This window comes from Klenkia soli (assembly GCF_900103975.1).
GTDB classification, from domain to species: Bacteria; Actinomycetota; Actinomycetes; order Mycobacteriales; family Geodermatophilaceae; genus Klenkia; species Klenkia soli.
On the sequence record NZ_FNIR01000003.1, the window covers coordinates 143662 to 157648 of the forward strand.

Genomic DNA, 13987 nt, shown 5'->3' on the forward strand with positions numbered 1-13987 from the left:
TGTGGACCTGCAGCTGAGCGGACGTACCGCCTACGTCACCGGCGCAGCCGGCGGCATCGGATCGGCCGTCGTCCGCTCGCTCGCTGCTGAAGGCGTCCACGTGTTCGCGGTGGACGTCGACGCCGGAGCCCTCGCTGCCATCGACAGCGAGGGCTCCGGCTCAGTCCAGGTGCACGAGGCCGACCTGTCCAGCGCCGAGGGGTGCCGTAACGCCGCTGCGGCCGGGACCGCCCACTTCCAGGGTGCCCCCGACATCCTGGTCAACAACGCCGGGGTGGGTCACATGGCCCCCTTCGAGGAGATCGACGACGAGGAGTTCGTCGCCACCTTCGAGCTCAACTTCTTCGCCGTCGTCCGCACCTGCCGCGAGCTTCTCCCGGGCATGCGGGCCGCCACGGGTGGCGGTTCGGTGGTCACCATCTCCTCCGACCTGGCCCGCCAGCCCGAGGACCTGTTCGTGCACTACGCAGCGAGCAAGGCGGCGCTGTCGAACTTCACCACGGCCATGGCGCGCAGCTACGCACCGCAGATCCGGGTGAACGAGGTCTGCCCCGGTCCGGTCTGGACGCCGATGTGGTCCCGGCCCGGGGGCTTCGTCGACACGCTGACGGCCACCCACGGGCTGTCCGGCGAGGACGCGGTCCGGGCGTTCGTCAGCGAACGGGGGATCCCGATGGGCCGGCTGGGCACCCCGGCCGAGGTCGCCGCGGCGGTGACGTTCCTGGCATCGCCGGTGAGCTCCTTCACGACAGGTGCGTCGCTCGGCGTGGACGGCGGCACCGTTCGCTCGATGTGAGGCCGGCTCGGGCAATCAGTGCTTGACCGGTGCCGTCGAGTCCCTGACGACGAGCTCGGGCGGGAGCAGGACCGGCTCGCCATCCGGTGCGCCCTCCTCGAGGACGGCCAGGGCCAGGGCCGCCGCGTGCAGGCCGAGCTCCCGGCTCGGCAACCGGACCGTGGTCAGGGCCGGGCGGAGGTGCGCGGAGAGCGGTGCGTCGTTGTAGCCGACCACGGACAGGTCACGGGGGCAGTCGAGGCCCCGTTCACGCATGGCCTCCAGGCACCCGACAGCCATGAGGTCGTTGTGGGCGAACACCGCCGTGGGCCGTCGCCCCACCGGCCCGTCGAGCAGCGCCGATGCCAGTCGGTGGCCTTCGTCGACCGTGGGCACGCCCGCGATCGCGGACCGGTCGGAGACGTCCTGCATGCCGTTCCTGCGCACAGCATCCCGGAACCCCTGAGTGCGTCCGGCGAAGGACGAGATGTCGGCCGGCCCCGGCAACTCGGCCACCAGCCGGTGCCCGAGGGCGTGCAGGTGGTCGACGGCCAGGTGGGCGCCCATCGCGTCGTCGTGGACCACCGCGGGCAGCACGAGGCCGTCGCCCAGACTGCGCACCGCGAGCACCACAGGCACGATCGCGGAGAAGTCCCGCACCACCGAGGCATCCGCGGCCCGACCGGCACTCACCACGATCGCATCGACGCGGCGGCTGACCAGGTTGTCCAGGATGCCTTCCAGGGACCCGGGCTCGTCGTGGGTCTCGGCGATCAACAGGGACATCCCCTCCGCGCGCACCCCCTCCTCGATCCCCCGCAGGAGGGGAGGCAGGAACGGGTTGGCGACATCGGCCACCACCACCCCCAGGAGTCCGCTGGCGCCCTTCCGCAGACCTCGAGCGACAGCGTTGACGCGGTAGCCCAGGGTGTCGGCGGCGGCGCGAACCCGCTCGCGGGTGACCGCGTTCACCCGGTTCTCGTTCGCGGGGTCCAGCGCCCTGGAGGCTGTGCCGACGTGCACCCCGGCCAGCTTCGCGACGTCGGTGAGGGTGCTGCGGTGGGGCTGCGAGACGGTCAATGCTCTCCTCCGTTCGCGCGTCCCCACGACCCGGCCGTCTCCCGACCGCGCGGTCGAGCCGACGGCCCGCCCTGCAGATCGTAGACACCGACCGAGCACTGGCCGAGGCTCTTGAGCACGGGGTCGGGCGTCCTCTTCTGCCTGCTCCTCTGCTCAGGAGCTCGGGGCGTGGCCACCACCAGGGGACAACCGGGCGTCACCGACGCGGTCGTCGAACGGGACGACCAGGACCGGTCGAGGACGGCGGCCCAGGCACCGGTTCGCCGTGGAGGTCAGGAACCAGCGGACCGACCGCAGAGCTGGGGCCCCGACCACGAGGAGGTCGGCGTCCTGGCCGGCCAGCACGTCTGCTGGTCGTCCGGCGACGATGCTGTGCTCCACCGGGGTCCGACGGGGTCCGGCCCCGGCCGGGACGTACCGCAGGTCCTCTGCGTCGCGGCGGGCCCGGGCCCCGGGTCGGGCCCAGCTCTGCACCGGGGGCCAGCCGCTCCTGGTGTCGACGACGGTCACGGCCCGCACCTGACCGTCGGACGCCTCCCACCGCGCCCTCCGCAGGGCTGACCGGGACCGTGCCGACCCGTCGATGCCGACGACGACCGTCCACGCCGCCGACGGAACAGCGCTGGCACCCGGCACCACCAGAACGGGGCAGACGGCGTGGCTGAGGCAGTGGGTCACCAGGGGCAGCAGGCGCCGTCGACCGGGTCGAGGTCGTCGGTCCCCACCGACGACGAGCAGGTCGGCCGTGCTGGCGAGGTGCACGAGCGCGGGTCCCGGGGCCCCGGTGGTCAGGTGGACCACCACCGGGACGTCGGACCCGCCGGGGGCCTCGGCCAGCACCCTCCCGAGCAGCAGGCGTGCGGCCGCCGCCGACCTCGAGCCAGCTGGGTCGGCAGAGTGGCTGACGAGCACGTCGAGGCGGGCGCCGTGCTGGACGGCCCAGGCGACGGCCCACCGCAGCGAGGTCCCCTGGTCGTCACGTCCCTCGGCGGCCAGGCCGACGACGGCTCTCGGCGCACCGGGGTGTCCGTCGTCGTCGTGGGGCACGGGCCATGTCATGACGACGCCTGGCCCGTGGTGGGGTCGGTCCGCGCCCACCGGTGGCAGGCGTCGAGGAGCTCGTCGAGGGTGTGGAACAGCGCCATGGCGACGTCGGGGTTGCGGTGGAGGGCCGGCCCGAGCGCTCCGGCCAGCAGGCGCCAGCCCCAGTCGCCGAGCACCGATCCGTGGGTGGGCACGGTGGTCCCGCCCGTGGTGGATGTGCGGGCACCGCGGGGGGGAACCGTGCCCCGTGCGTCGGTGCGTACGACCGGGCCCGCCGACGGCCTCGGTCCTGCCAGCATGCCGGTCATCAGGCGAACCGTTCCTCGTGGAGCTGCCCGAGCGGCAGGCCGGCGTCCCGCAGGCAGGCACGGACGGCAGCGGTGAAGCTCGGCGAGCCGCACATGTACACGTCACGGTGGGCGAGGTCGGGCACGGCGTGCAGCAGCGCGCGGGGATCGCTGAGCCACGGGTCGCCGGTGAGGACGTAGCCAAGCCGCACCCCTCGGCGGGCGGCGATGGCCTGGAGCTCCTCGGCGAAGAGCACCCCGGCCATGTCGCGGGCCCGGTACAGCAGCAGCAGGTCCTCACCCGGGGCGACGGGCAGCGACTCGAACAGGGCCCGCATCGGGGTGATGCCGACACCGCCGGCGATCAGCAGCACGTTGCGGTGCGTTCGGCGTGCGGCGGTGACCGCACCGTAGGGCCCCTCTGCCGCGATGCGGGTCCCGACCGGCAGGTGCTGCAGCTGGTGGGTGCCGTCGCCGAGTGCCTTGACCGTGAGCCGCAGGGAGGTGGCGGTGGGCGGTGCGGACAGCGAGAACGGGTGCGCGTTGCGCCAGTGGTCGCGGGTGAGGAACCGCCAGCGGAAGAACTGCCCGGACTCGGCCGCCAGTTCGTGCAGGTGCCGGCCGGTGACGTGGATGCTGACCACCCCCGGGCCCTCGGGGCGTACCTCGGCCACGCGCAGGCGGTGCCGGGTGGCCTGCTGGATCGGGGAGATGACCCGGTAGCGCAGCACGAGGGCGAAGACGTGCGTGTAGGCCAACGCCCAGCCGACCTGCAGCACCGGGTAGCCGGCCAGGTCGGGCCCGGCGAGCATGTGCCCGAAGGACAGCGCCACGGCCACGTACATCAGCAGGTGCAGGGCGTGCCAGGTCTCGTGGCGGATCCGTCGCCGCGCAGCGCGTGCCGACGCGACGCCCGCGACGACCATCAGGACGGTGCCCACCGTGGCCGCGGGCAGCCACGGCATGGCCAGGACCGTCCCCACGGCCGAGAGTGGTCCGCTCCCGGTGGCCTGGGCCCACGCGGCGGTGGCGGCGACCCCGTGCACGCCGACGAGGACGATGACGACACGCCCGAGGACGGCGTGCCACCGGGCCAGCACGTCGGCGCCGACCCCCAGCTCCAGGGCGGGGGTGCGGGCCATCAGCAGCAACAGGACCAGGACCCCGAACCCGGCGAGCATCCCGCTGACGTGGGCGACGAGCCCCAGCCCGGACACCTCGGGGCCCAGGGTGGCCAGGGCGACGGGCCAGGTGGCGACCGTCAGCGCGCCGGTGCCCGCGATGGTGAGCGCAGTGGCGCGGTCGACCACCGTTCGCCGACGCTGCGGTGCAGTCCCCGGCTGGCGGGCCGTCCCCGGCGCCAGGCCGGTTGTCATCGACGACCACCCCCGCGGCCACCCTGGCCAGCGCCACCCTGCGGTCCGGCCCCGCGTGGGGCATCGCCGCCGGTGGCTCGCTGGTCGGGTGCCTGGCCCGCCTGGCCCGCCTGGCCCGCCTGGTCCGCCTGATCGGTCTGGACGGCCGGAGCGGCGACGGGGGAGACGTCGGGTGCGCCGATGCCGAACCACAGACCCAGCGCCGTAGCGGAGGTCAGCAGCACCCCGGTGACCCAGGTCAGCGGCCGGGCAACCGCGTGATGGGCGGTCATGCCGACGCCCGCTCCGGCCCGGGGGCCTCGGCCCGGCGACCGTGGCGGGGCGCGCGCAGCTGCACCAGGAGGTGCCCGGCCAGCCCGGCTAGCCACGCCGAGGACGTCGGGAGGGCGGGCGCCAGTGGGGCACGCCGTCCGGCGGCGGTCGAGTTCATGACGACGACGGTGCCCGGTGGCGGGTCCTCGCGCGTCGTCCAGCGGCAGGCTCGTCGACCTGCTGCCGACGCGGTAGTCCGCCGCGGCCCGGGAGAACCTACTGCCGCCGCGGTAGGCGGTGTGCCTGCGGTGGGACGACGACAAGGACTGCGGATCCGAGCAGGCTCATCGGCATGACCTGGACCCCGGCAGGAGACCACCGATGAGCGCGCTGAGCACCGTCGCCGAAGCCGCGACCGCGCTCGTGGACGCTGCGGGTGACGCCGGGCTGGCCGCCGTGATGGCTGTGGAGGCGGTGCTCCCCATCCCCTCGGAGGTCGTGCTGCCCCTGGTCGGCAGCCAGGTGGCGGCGGGGCAGCTGTCCTACCCGGGCGCCGTGCTCGCCGCCACGCTGGGCTCGACGCTGGGGGCCTGGGCAATGTTCCTGGCCGGCCGGGCAGGGGGCCGCACCCGGGTGCAGCAGCTGTCACGGCTGATCGGCCTGGACGCCCGGCGCTGGGACCACCTGGAGTCCTGGTTCGACCGGCGGGGCGCCTGGGTGGTCCTGCTCGGCCGACTGGTGCCCGGGGTGCGGGTGCTGGTCAACCTGCCCGCGGGGTCGCTGGGCATGCCGACGGCGCGGTTCCTGGCGCTGACCGCTGCCGGGTCGGCGGTGTGGAACGCGGCCTGGATCGGTGCTGGGTCGACCCTCGTCACGTACTGGGACGCCGTGCTGTCCGCCGTCGCCGATGCCCGCCCGGGGACACTGCTGGCCGCGGCGGTCGGGCTGGTCGTCGTGCTGGCCCGGCAGACCCGGGCCCGCGCGGTGTTCGGGTGAGCTCGGCCGCTGCGGTACAACGGTCCACCATGTGGCCCCTGCTGACCCGGGCGAACCGTTGGGCGGCCGCGCACCCCCGCGTCGCCGACGCCGTCCTGGCCGCGTTGGCGTTGGCCGTGGCCCTGGGCGGGTTGTCCGACGGGCGGGACCGGGGCCGTGGCGGGGGAGGCCTGGACGGCCTGGACGCCGCTGGGGGAGCAGTGAGTTCCTTCTCCTCCGGGGCAGTGGCGCTGCTGGTGCTCGCCTCGGCGGTGCTGCTGGCCCGCCGCACCCACCCGGTCCCGGTGGCCGTGGTGTCGGCCGGTGCGGTGGTGGGGGCGGTGCTGATGGGCGGCGCCGACCCGCTGGTGTCCGCGCCGCTGCTGGTCGCGCTGTTCACCCTGGGCTGGTTGGCCACGCTGCGCACGACCGTGCTCACCGTCGTCGTCGCCGGCATCGGGTACGTCCTGGCCCTGGCCGCCGCGCAGGGGGTGTTCCTGGACGAGCGCGGGGACTCCCCGGCGTTGACGGTGCTCGCCCTGGGTGGGGCGGCCGCGGCCGCCGGGGTGGCGCTGCGCGGGCAGCGGTCGGCCCTGGCGGCGGCGCGGGCCCGGGCCGCGCAGGCCGAGAGCACCCGTGAGGAGGAGGCCCAGCGCCGGGTGACCGACGAGCGGCTGCGGATCGCCCGTGAGCTGCACGACGTCGTCGCCCACCACATCGCGGTGGTGAACGTGCAGGCCGGCGTCGCCAAGCACCTCATGCACCGCGACCCGCAGCAGGCCGAGCACGCCCTGACCCTGGTCCGAGAAGCGAGCAAGAGCGTGCTGACCGAGCTGACCGCCGTCGTCGGACTGCTGCGCACGGATGGCGGCGACGGACCCGCAGCCCCCGCGCCCGGGCTCGCCCGCCTCCCGGCCCTGGTCGAGGACATCCGTTCGGCCGGGCTCGCCCTGGACCAGCGGACCACTGGCGAGGCGGTCGACCTGCCCCCCGTCGCGGACCTGACTGCCTACCGCGTCGTGCAGGAGGCCCTGACCAACGCGGTGAAGTACGGCGACGGCCACGCCACCCTGGTCGTCGACCACGGGACGGGGGAGGTCACCATCGACGTCGTGAACACCTTCTCCCCCCGCCCTTCCCCGGGGACCGGCGGGCACGGCCTGATCGGCATGCGCGAGCGGGTCGACGCCGTCGGCGGCCGGTTGGACGCCGGCCCTGACGGCTCCGGTGGCTGGCGGGTGCGGGCGACGATCCCGCGGGGCACGGTGTGACCATCCGGGTGCTGCTGGCCGACGACCAGGTGCTCATCCGGTCCGGGTTCGCCGCGCTCATCGGCAGCGCCGAGGACCTCGTGGTGGTCGGGGAGGCCGGGGACGGCGCCACCGCGGTCGACCTGGCCCGGTCGCTGCGACCCGACGTCGTGCTCATGGACGTCCGGATGCCCGGCACCGACGGGCTGTCGGCCACCCGCCAGATCACCGCCGATCCCGACCTGGGTGACGTCCGCGTGGTCGTGCTGACCACCTTCGAAGCCGATGAGATCGTGCTGGACGCCCTGCGCGCCGGCGCCAGCGGGTTCCTGGGCAAGAGCGTGGAACCCGAGGAGCTGCTCGAGGCGGTCCGGGTGGTAGCCGGCGGGGACGCGCTGTTGTCGCCGCGCGCCACCCGCAGCCTCATCGCCCGGTTCCTCGCCGCCCCCGAGGACGCGGCACCCCGGGCGGGTGCGGTGCCGGTGTCGCTGGCGGGGCTGACCGACCGTGAGCGGGAGATGGTCGCCCAGGCCGCGCTCGGCCTCAGCAACGACGAGATCGCCGCCCAGCAGTTCCTGTCACCGCTGACGGTCAAGACCCACCTGAACCGGGCGATGAGCAAGCTCGACGCAAGGGACCGCGCCCAGCTGGTGGTCCTGGCCTACCAGAGCGGCCTCGTGCGCGTCGGGGACACCGGAGCCCCCTGACCCAGAGCGGGTCGCCGCCGGCCGAGGGCCTGCGGGCGCAGGAGCCACCGCCTCCGTGCGGTGTCGTCTACTGCGACGGCAGCAGGTCAGGAGCCTGCACCGGGACGACGACGGCGGGCGGTCGGACGGCGAGGCTTGAGCCGTACCCGCCCCCGGATCCCAGGAGAACTGCATGCCCACCGACCGCGACGACGTCCCCGCTCAGCAGCCGCCCGTCGGCGCCACCGTGCCCGTCGACGCCCCGACCGGCGCCGAGAGCCAGTGGACCTCCACACCGACCGCCGGCGTCGGCCCCGCCACCGGCCGCCGTGACCGCCTGCGCCGCGCACTGACGCGGCGACCCACCACCCGCCGCGGCCGCGGCCTGCTGGCCGCCCTGGCCGCGGTCGTCCTGCTGCTCCTCGGCGGCGGCGCCGGCTTCGCCATCGGCCACGGGACCGGTGGCGGCGACGGCCGCGGCGCCGCCCAGGGCGACGACCGCGGTGGAGACCGCGGGGGTTCCAACGACGGAGACCACGGCGGCCGCGGTGACCGCGACCAGGACGGGGACCAGGACGGGGATGGCAGCACGAGCTCGTCCACGACGAGCCCGTCGACCACCAGCCCCTCCACCTCGTCCCCGTCCGCCAGCGCGCCGGCCACGTCGTCCCCGACGACCTGACCGACCCACCCCTACGCAGCAGGAGCAACCGATGCACCCGTCAGGCGCTCACCCCCGCACCGGCGGGGGCGCCCGGTGACCGCCGTCGCGGCCCGCCCGGCGGCGGTCCCCACCGCACCGGGGACCGTCCCGGGGGGCCGGGCCCGCCGCGACGCCGCGGTCCGCCTGGGCTCGCTGGTCGTGCTGTGGTCCGGGCTGCTGCTGGTCAGCTACTGGTGGGCCACCGGCGGCGGGTTCCAGGCGCTGGGCTCCTGGGCCGGCGGGCTGACCTCGACCGGCCGGCTGACCGGTCTGCTGGCCTCGGACCTGCTGCTCGTGCAGCTGCTGCTCATGGCCCGGGTCCCGGTGCTCGAACGCGCCTTCGGGCAGGACCGGCTCGCCGCGCTGCACCGGCTGGTGGGGTTCAGCTCCTTCACCCTGATGGTCGCCCACATCGGCCTGATCACCTGGGGCTACGCCGCCGGCGAGCTCAGCGCCGCACCGGGGGAGCTGTGGGACCTCACCGTCACCTACCCCGGCATGCTTCTGGCCGCCGCCGGCACGCTGTGCCTGGTCATGGTGGTGGTGACCAGCGTGCGGGCGGCCCGGCGCCGGTTGCGCTACGAGTCCTGGCACCTGCTGCACCTCTACGCCTACCTGGGCGTCGGACTGGCCCTGCCGCACCAGCTGTGGACCGGGCAGGACTTCCTCGCCTCCCCGGCCCGCACCGTCTTCTGGTGGACCTCCTGGGCCGCGGCCGCCGGCGCGGTGCTCGTCTGGCGGGTGGCCCTGCCGCTGGTCCGCAGCACCCGCTCGGCGCTGCGGGTCACCTCCGTCGTCGCCGAGGGCGACGGCGTGGTGTCGGTGACCATGGCCGCCCGCCGCGGGCGGTGGGTGGACGCCGAGGCCGGCCAGTTCTTCTCCTTCCGGTTCCTGGCCGGGGCCGGCTGGACCCGGGCGCACCCCTACTCGCTGTCCGCGGCGCCCGACGGCCGCGGTCTGCGGATCACCGTCGCCGAGGTCGGCGACGGCAGCTCCGCCCTGCGCCACCTGCGGCCGGGCACCCGGGTCCTGGTCGAGGGCCCCTACGGCCGGCTCTCCGAGCGGGCCCGGACCCGCCGCCGGGTCGCCCTCATCGGTGCCGGTGTCGGTATCACCCCGCTGCGTGCCCTGGCCGAGGGCATGGCCTACGCCCCCGGCGAGGTCGCCGTCCTGCACCGCTACCGGGACCGCCCGCTGTTCCAGCGCGAGTTCGAGCAGCTCTCCCGCGACCGCGGCCTGCAGCTGTTCTGGCTGCCGGGCCACCGCCGGGCCCAGGGGTCCTGGCTGGGCCACGGGGTCGGCGACGCCGACGACCTCACCGCGCTGACCTGGTGGGTGCCCGACATCGCCGACCGCGACGTCTACGTCTGCGGTCCCCGCCCCTGGGCCGAGGACGTCGTCCGCACCGCCACGGCGGCCGGCGTCCCGGCCGACCACATCCACGTCGAGAGCTTCGGTTGGTGACCCCGTGAAGAAGATCGTCCTGTGGTGCATGAGCACCCTGACGGTGCTGGTGCTGCTCTTCGGCTACCACACCTCCACCTCCTCCCAGGCAGCCGCGACCGCGGAATCCTCCACGGTCACCCCGGTGGCCGGCTCGCTGGCCGCCACTCCCTCCACGTCGGCCTCGGCAACTGCACCGGCGGCGGCGACCCCGTCGGCAGCCGCCTCTGCGACAGCCGCGCCGGAGTCGACGACGGCCACCACGACCACCGTGACCGGCAGCGCCGCCGACACCCGCTACGGCCCGGTCCAGGTCCAGCTGACCGTCTCCGGCGGCACCATCACCGACGTCAGCGTCATCGACTACCCCAGCAGCAACGGCAAGGACCAGCAGATCAACGGCCGGGCCCTGCCGGTGCTGGTTCAGGAGACCCTGGACGCGCAGAGCGCCGACATCGACATGGTCAGCGGCGCCACCTACACCAGCGACGGCTACCTGCAGTCCCTGCAGAGCGCCCTGGACCAGGCCGGCCTGTGAACCGGACCGCGGCCGAGGCCCCAACCCGCTACGTCGAGCACGTCATGGGGATGCCGATCAGCCTGGCCCTGCGCGGCCGGCACACCACCGACCGCGCCGCCCGCGACGCCTGGGCCGAGGTGATGACCGAGCTGCGCGACGTCGACCGGGTCTTCAGCACCTACCGGGCCGACTCCGTGATCAGCCGGCTCGGGCGCGGCGAGGTCACCGTAGAGGACTGCGTGCCCGAGGTCGCCGAGGTCCTGGCGCTGGCCGCCGCCGCCGAGCACGACTCGGGTGGCGCGTTCAGCGCCTGGCTGCCCGGCCCGGACGGCGTCCGCTGGCTGGACCCCAGCGGCGTGGTCAAGGGCTGGGCCACCGAACGCGCCGCGGCCTGGTTGGCCCAGCTGCCCGACACCGACTTCTGCCTGTCCGCCGGCGGCGACCTGACCTGCCGCACCCTGGACCCCGACGGCCCGCCCTGGCGGATCGGCATCGAGCACCCGACCGACCCCGGACGGGTGCTGGCCGTCCTCCCGGTCGCCACCGGTGCCGTCGCCACCTCCGGCACCGCCCACCGCGGCGCCCACCTGGTCGACGCCCGCACCGGACTGGCCCCGACCGGCGTCGCCCAGGTGACCGTCTGGGGCGACTCGCTCACCGCCGCCGACATCGACGCCACAGCAGCCTTCGCTCTCGGCTCGGGAGCAGCCGTCTGGCTGGCCACCCGGCCGGGCCGCTCATCGTTCGTCGTCTGGGCGGACGGGTCGACCACCACCGTGGACGGCAGCGCAACGATCTGAACCCCGGCACGGCCACCGCGCCCGCACGACCACCCGGACGACAGACCCCCGGAGGAAGACGATGAGCCCTGCCCACCAGCTGGCCCCTGCCCTGCGCGACGCGCTCGCCGTGCTCGCCGCCTGCGCCGACGAGCAGGACAGCTTCGCGCTGACCCGGGACACCGTCTGGTCCACCGTCCACGACAGCAGCCCCGACGACCACGTGGCGGGCGCGCTCCGCCTGGTCACGGGGCTGGTCGGGGTGAGCACCCTGCTCCTGGACGAACTGGCCCGGTCGACCGGGCTCACCCACCAGCAGGTTCTCCACCAGCTGGGCACGTCGGTGGCCCAGGCGTGAATGGGACCCGGACCGGACCGGCCCACGCCCCCGTCAGCCGGCCCCAGCTCACCGGCACCCGGCGTCCAGGACGTACCACGCTGACGTGGGGGGTGGTGACCACCCTGCTGGCCGTTGCACTGATCACCCTGGTTCCATCCGGTTCCGGGTGGACCTGGGCGGATCCCGCGACGGAGCTGGGCTGGTACCTGGCGGGCCTGGACGACGACACGACCCGTCTCCAGCTGGTGGGCAACCTGCTGCTGCTGGTCCCGACCGCGGCGCTGGCCGCCGCCCGGTGGCCGGTGCTGCGCCGTCCCGCCGCACTGCTGCCGGCCTGTCTGGTCCTGGCGTCAGGGATCGAGACCCTGCAGTTCCTGCTGCCCCTGGGACGGGTCGTGTCCGTCGTCGACGTCGGGCTCAACACCCTCGGCGCAGTGCCCGTGCTGGTCGCAGCGGCCCTGCTGCGACCGCCGACCCGGCCTTCTCCGGGTCGGGGTGATCAGGCGTAGCCGTCGACCAGGGCACCCTTCTGCTGGTTCGACGACAGCTGGGCCGCGACCTTCGGGTTGCTGTCGAGCAGGTCCTGGATGCCGGTGCCGTCGGTCAACCGGGCCATCAGGTCCTCGGTGCTCACCCCCAGGGCGCTGGAGAGGGCCTGGATCCCGCTCTGCGCGTCGACGGCCGGCTTGTGGTGGCCGCGGCCGGCGGCACCGGGACCACCCATCGCGCCGCTGGCGATGTCGGAGGCCATGCTCTGCGGCGCGTCGGCGGGCAGCGTGGCCTGGATGGTGGCCACCAGATCGTCGTTGCTGACCCCGGCGGCCTGGGCCAGCTCGGCCATCGTCTTCCCGCTGCTCAGCTGGGCCTTGAGCGTGTCGGCGTCGATGCCCAGCAGGTCGGCGACCGCCGCGTTGGTCTTCTCCGGCCCACCGCCCGGCGGCGGTCCGGACGGGCGCTGGGTGGCGGAGGTGGCCCAGGTCGATGCCGAGGACGAGAGGGCGCTGATGCTGCTCACGGACGATGCCTCCGAGGAGTCGAGTGGTGCGGTCGCGCCGTTCATCGGCACGCCCGGACCGGTGCTCCACGGCTGGCCCCGCACTCACAGCCCGGTGACAGCAACCCACAGCTGACCGACAGTGCGGCGTCGGGAGCCAGGAACCCGCCGCGGCCGGCACGACTACAGCGAACGCAGTAGAGGCGGCCGCAAGAGCCTTCGCAGGGATGACGACCGGTGGCCGGGCCGATCCGCAGGCTGCGTGGTGTGAACCCCCGTCTCCCCACCTCAGCCATCGCCGCGAGCGCGGTCGTGCTCCTGTCCCTGGGCCTGGTCGGCTGCGGCACCGACGACTCCGGCGACACCGCGTCGACGTCCTCGCCCGCGACGACGAGCTCGTCGTCGTCCTCGGCCGCGTCCTCCGGTGACGTCGCCGCCCTCGCCGAGGCCTTCGCCGCCACCCTGGCCGACGACCAGCTCGAGGCCCTGAACCAGGACTACACGTTCGCCAACGCCAGCAACTGGTCCAATTTCCCCAATGCGCTGCTCACAGGCGGCTCCGGTGGGTTCGGAGGCGGGGGATCTGGTGCCCCCGGCGGCGCCCTGCCCAGCGGTGCACTGCCCAGCGGCGGCGCCCCCGGCGGTGGGGGTGCCGGGTCGACCAGCAGCACCGGCCGGGTCGGGCTGCAGACCGACAGCCTCACCGACGCGCAGTGGACCGCGCTGGAGGACCTGCTGCGCGCGGTCACCGGCAGCGCGGCGAACGAGGGCTTCGACGAGATCATGCAGCACCTGTCCGCCGACGACTACCTCGCCGACAACGGCGGCGGGGACGACTACGGCCGCGGCAACTACTTCATCGCCTTCCTCGGCGAGCCCAGCGACTCGGGCACCTGGGAGCTGCAGTTCGGCGGCCACCACCTGGCGGTGGCCAACACCTACGTCGACGGTGTCCTGGGTGGTGCGACGCCGTCATTCCGCGGCATCGAGCCGCTCACGACGGTCACCGAGGACGGCGTCACGGTGCAGCCCGAGCAGCAGGAGCAGGCCGCCTTCCAGGCGCTGCTGGCCTCGCTGAGCTCGGACCAGCTGGCCACCGCACAGCTGTCGCAGACGTTCGGGGACATCCTGCTCGGTCCGGGCAACGACTGGGCCTTCCCGACGACCTCGGAGGGCGTGGCCGGCTCGGAGCTGACCGACGACCAGAAGGCGCTGCTGCTGGCCGCGATCGACACCTACGTCGACGACGTGGACGACGCCGACGCGGCCACCATCCTGGCCGGTTACGAGAGCGAGCTCGACGACACCTACGTGTCGTTCTCCGGGAACAGCTCCGTGAGCGAGGTCGGGGACTACGTGCGCATCGACGGCCCGTCGGTGTGGATCGAGTTCTCGCTGCAGAACGGCATCGTGCTGCAGGGCGCGCACCCGCACGCGGTGTGGCGGGACAAGAAGACCGACTACGCCGGCCTGACCTCCTGAG

Annotated in this window: 17 protein-coding genes; 11 read left to right on the plus strand and 6 right to left on the minus strand. The window is 74.5% G+C overall.

The window, feature by feature from the left end:
* Nucleotide 1: 1 nt before the first annotated feature.
* Entirely contained in the window at nt 2–796 is a 795-nt protein-coding gene (locus BLS67_RS05545) for an SDR family NAD(P)-dependent oxidoreductase (protein ID WP_165617483.1), read from the plus strand.
* 15 nt (nt 797–811) lie between these two features.
* Here the strand turns inward: BLS67_RS05545 and BLS67_RS05550 are convergent, their stop codons facing one another.
* From BLS67_RS05550 to BLS67_RS23690, 5 genes are all read right to left on the minus strand, one after another.
* Nucleotides 812–1855, minus strand: coding sequence for a LacI family DNA-binding transcriptional regulator (locus tag BLS67_RS05550; protein WP_165617484.1), 1044 nt, complete (start codon nt 1853–1855; stop codon nt 812–814).
* A 153-nt stretch (nt 1856–2008) separates the two neighbouring features.
* Complete coding sequence (locus tag BLS67_RS05555) at nt 2009–2902, minus strand: universal stress protein (RefSeq protein ID WP_165617485.1); 894 nt, start codon at nt 2900–2902, stop codon at nt 2009–2011.
* Nucleotides 2903–2910: 8 nt separating this feature from the next.
* Nucleotides 2911–3093, minus strand: coding sequence for a hypothetical protein (locus BLS67_RS05560; protein ID WP_091241181.1), 183 nt, complete (start codon nt 3091–3093; stop codon nt 2911–2913).
* A gap of 113 nt (nt 3094–3206) precedes the next feature.
* Nucleotides 3207–4496, minus strand: a complete 1290-nt coding sequence (locus tag BLS67_RS05565) for a ferredoxin reductase family protein (RefSeq protein WP_165617486.1) — start codon at nt 4494–4496, stop codon at nt 3207–3209.
* Between the two features lie 334 nt (nt 4497–4830).
* Nucleotides 4831–4992, minus strand: a complete 162-nt coding sequence (locus BLS67_RS23690; RefSeq protein ID WP_165617487.1) for a hypothetical protein — start codon at nt 4990–4992, stop codon at nt 4831–4833.
* 203 nt (nt 4993–5195) lie between these two features.
* Here BLS67_RS23690 and BLS67_RS05570 point away from each other — a divergent pair, with 203 nt between their 5' ends.
* The 9 genes from BLS67_RS05570 to BLS67_RS05610 all read left to right on the plus strand — a co-directional run bounded on the left by BLS67_RS05570 (nt 5196) and on the right by BLS67_RS05610 (nt 12019).
* The gene (locus BLS67_RS05570; protein WP_091241188.1) at nt 5196–5810 is read left to right on the plus strand and encodes a DedA family protein; all 615 of its coding nucleotides are present in this window, start codon (nt 5196–5198) and stop codon (nt 5808–5810) included.
* A gap of 29 nt (nt 5811–5839) precedes the next feature.
* The gene (locus BLS67_RS05575; RefSeq protein WP_131801676.1) at nt 5840–7060 is read left to right on the plus strand and encodes a sensor histidine kinase; all 1221 of its coding nucleotides are present in this window, start codon (nt 5840–5842) and stop codon (nt 7058–7060) included.
* Nucleotides 7057–7746, plus strand: a complete 690-nt coding sequence (locus BLS67_RS05580; RefSeq protein ID WP_091241195.1) for a response regulator — start codon at nt 7057–7059, stop codon at nt 7744–7746. Before BLS67_RS05575 ends, BLS67_RS05580 begins: the two co-directional genes overlap by 4 nt.
* A 172-nt stretch (nt 7747–7918) precedes the next feature.
* On the plus strand, nt 7919–8407 hold the full coding sequence (locus BLS67_RS05585) for a hypothetical protein (RefSeq protein ID WP_091241198.1): 489 nt from the start codon (nt 7919–7921) through the stop codon (nt 8405–8407).
* A 75-nt stretch (nt 8408–8482) separates the two neighbouring features.
* Entirely contained in the window at nt 8483–9892 is a 1410-nt protein-coding gene (locus BLS67_RS05590) for a ferredoxin reductase family protein (protein ID WP_091241200.1), read from the plus strand.
* A 4-nt stretch (nt 9893–9896) separates the two neighbouring features.
* Nucleotides 9897–10409, plus strand: a complete 513-nt coding sequence (locus tag BLS67_RS05595; protein WP_091241202.1) for an FMN-binding protein — start codon at nt 9897–9899, stop codon at nt 10407–10409.
* Nucleotides 10406–11191 carry an FAD:protein FMN transferase gene (locus tag BLS67_RS05600; RefSeq protein ID WP_207500331.1) on the plus strand — a complete coding sequence of 262 codons (786 nt, stop codon included), beginning with the start codon at nt 10406–10408 and terminating at the stop codon, nt 11189–11191. Before BLS67_RS05595 ends, BLS67_RS05600 begins: the two co-directional genes overlap by 4 nt.
* 61 nt (nt 11192–11252) lie before the next feature.
* A complete protein-coding gene (locus BLS67_RS05605) occupies nt 11253–11528 on the plus strand; it encodes a hypothetical protein (protein ID WP_091241205.1) in 276 nt (91 codons plus the stop codon).
* Nucleotides 11529–11623: 95 nt separating this feature from the next.
* Nucleotides 11624–12019, plus strand: a complete 396-nt coding sequence (locus tag BLS67_RS05610; RefSeq protein ID WP_242653848.1) for a VanZ family protein — start codon at nt 11624–11626, stop codon at nt 12017–12019.
* Here BLS67_RS05610 and BLS67_RS05615 read toward each other — a convergent pair.
* Nucleotides 12010–12525: a hypothetical protein gene (locus BLS67_RS05615; protein ID WP_131801677.1), complete on the minus strand. Its 516-nt coding sequence runs from the start codon at nt 12523–12525 to the stop codon at nt 12010–12012. The two genes, BLS67_RS05610 and BLS67_RS05615, sit on opposite strands and share 10 nt — an antisense overlap.
* 246 nt (nt 12526–12771) lie before the next feature.
* Between BLS67_RS05615 and BLS67_RS05620 the strand changes: the two genes are divergently transcribed.
* Nucleotides 12772–13986: a DUF3500 domain-containing protein gene (locus tag BLS67_RS05620; RefSeq protein ID WP_207500332.1), complete on the plus strand. Its 1215-nt coding sequence runs from the start codon at nt 12772–12774 to the stop codon at nt 13984–13986.
* The last annotated feature ends 1 nt before the right edge of the window (nt 13987 follow it).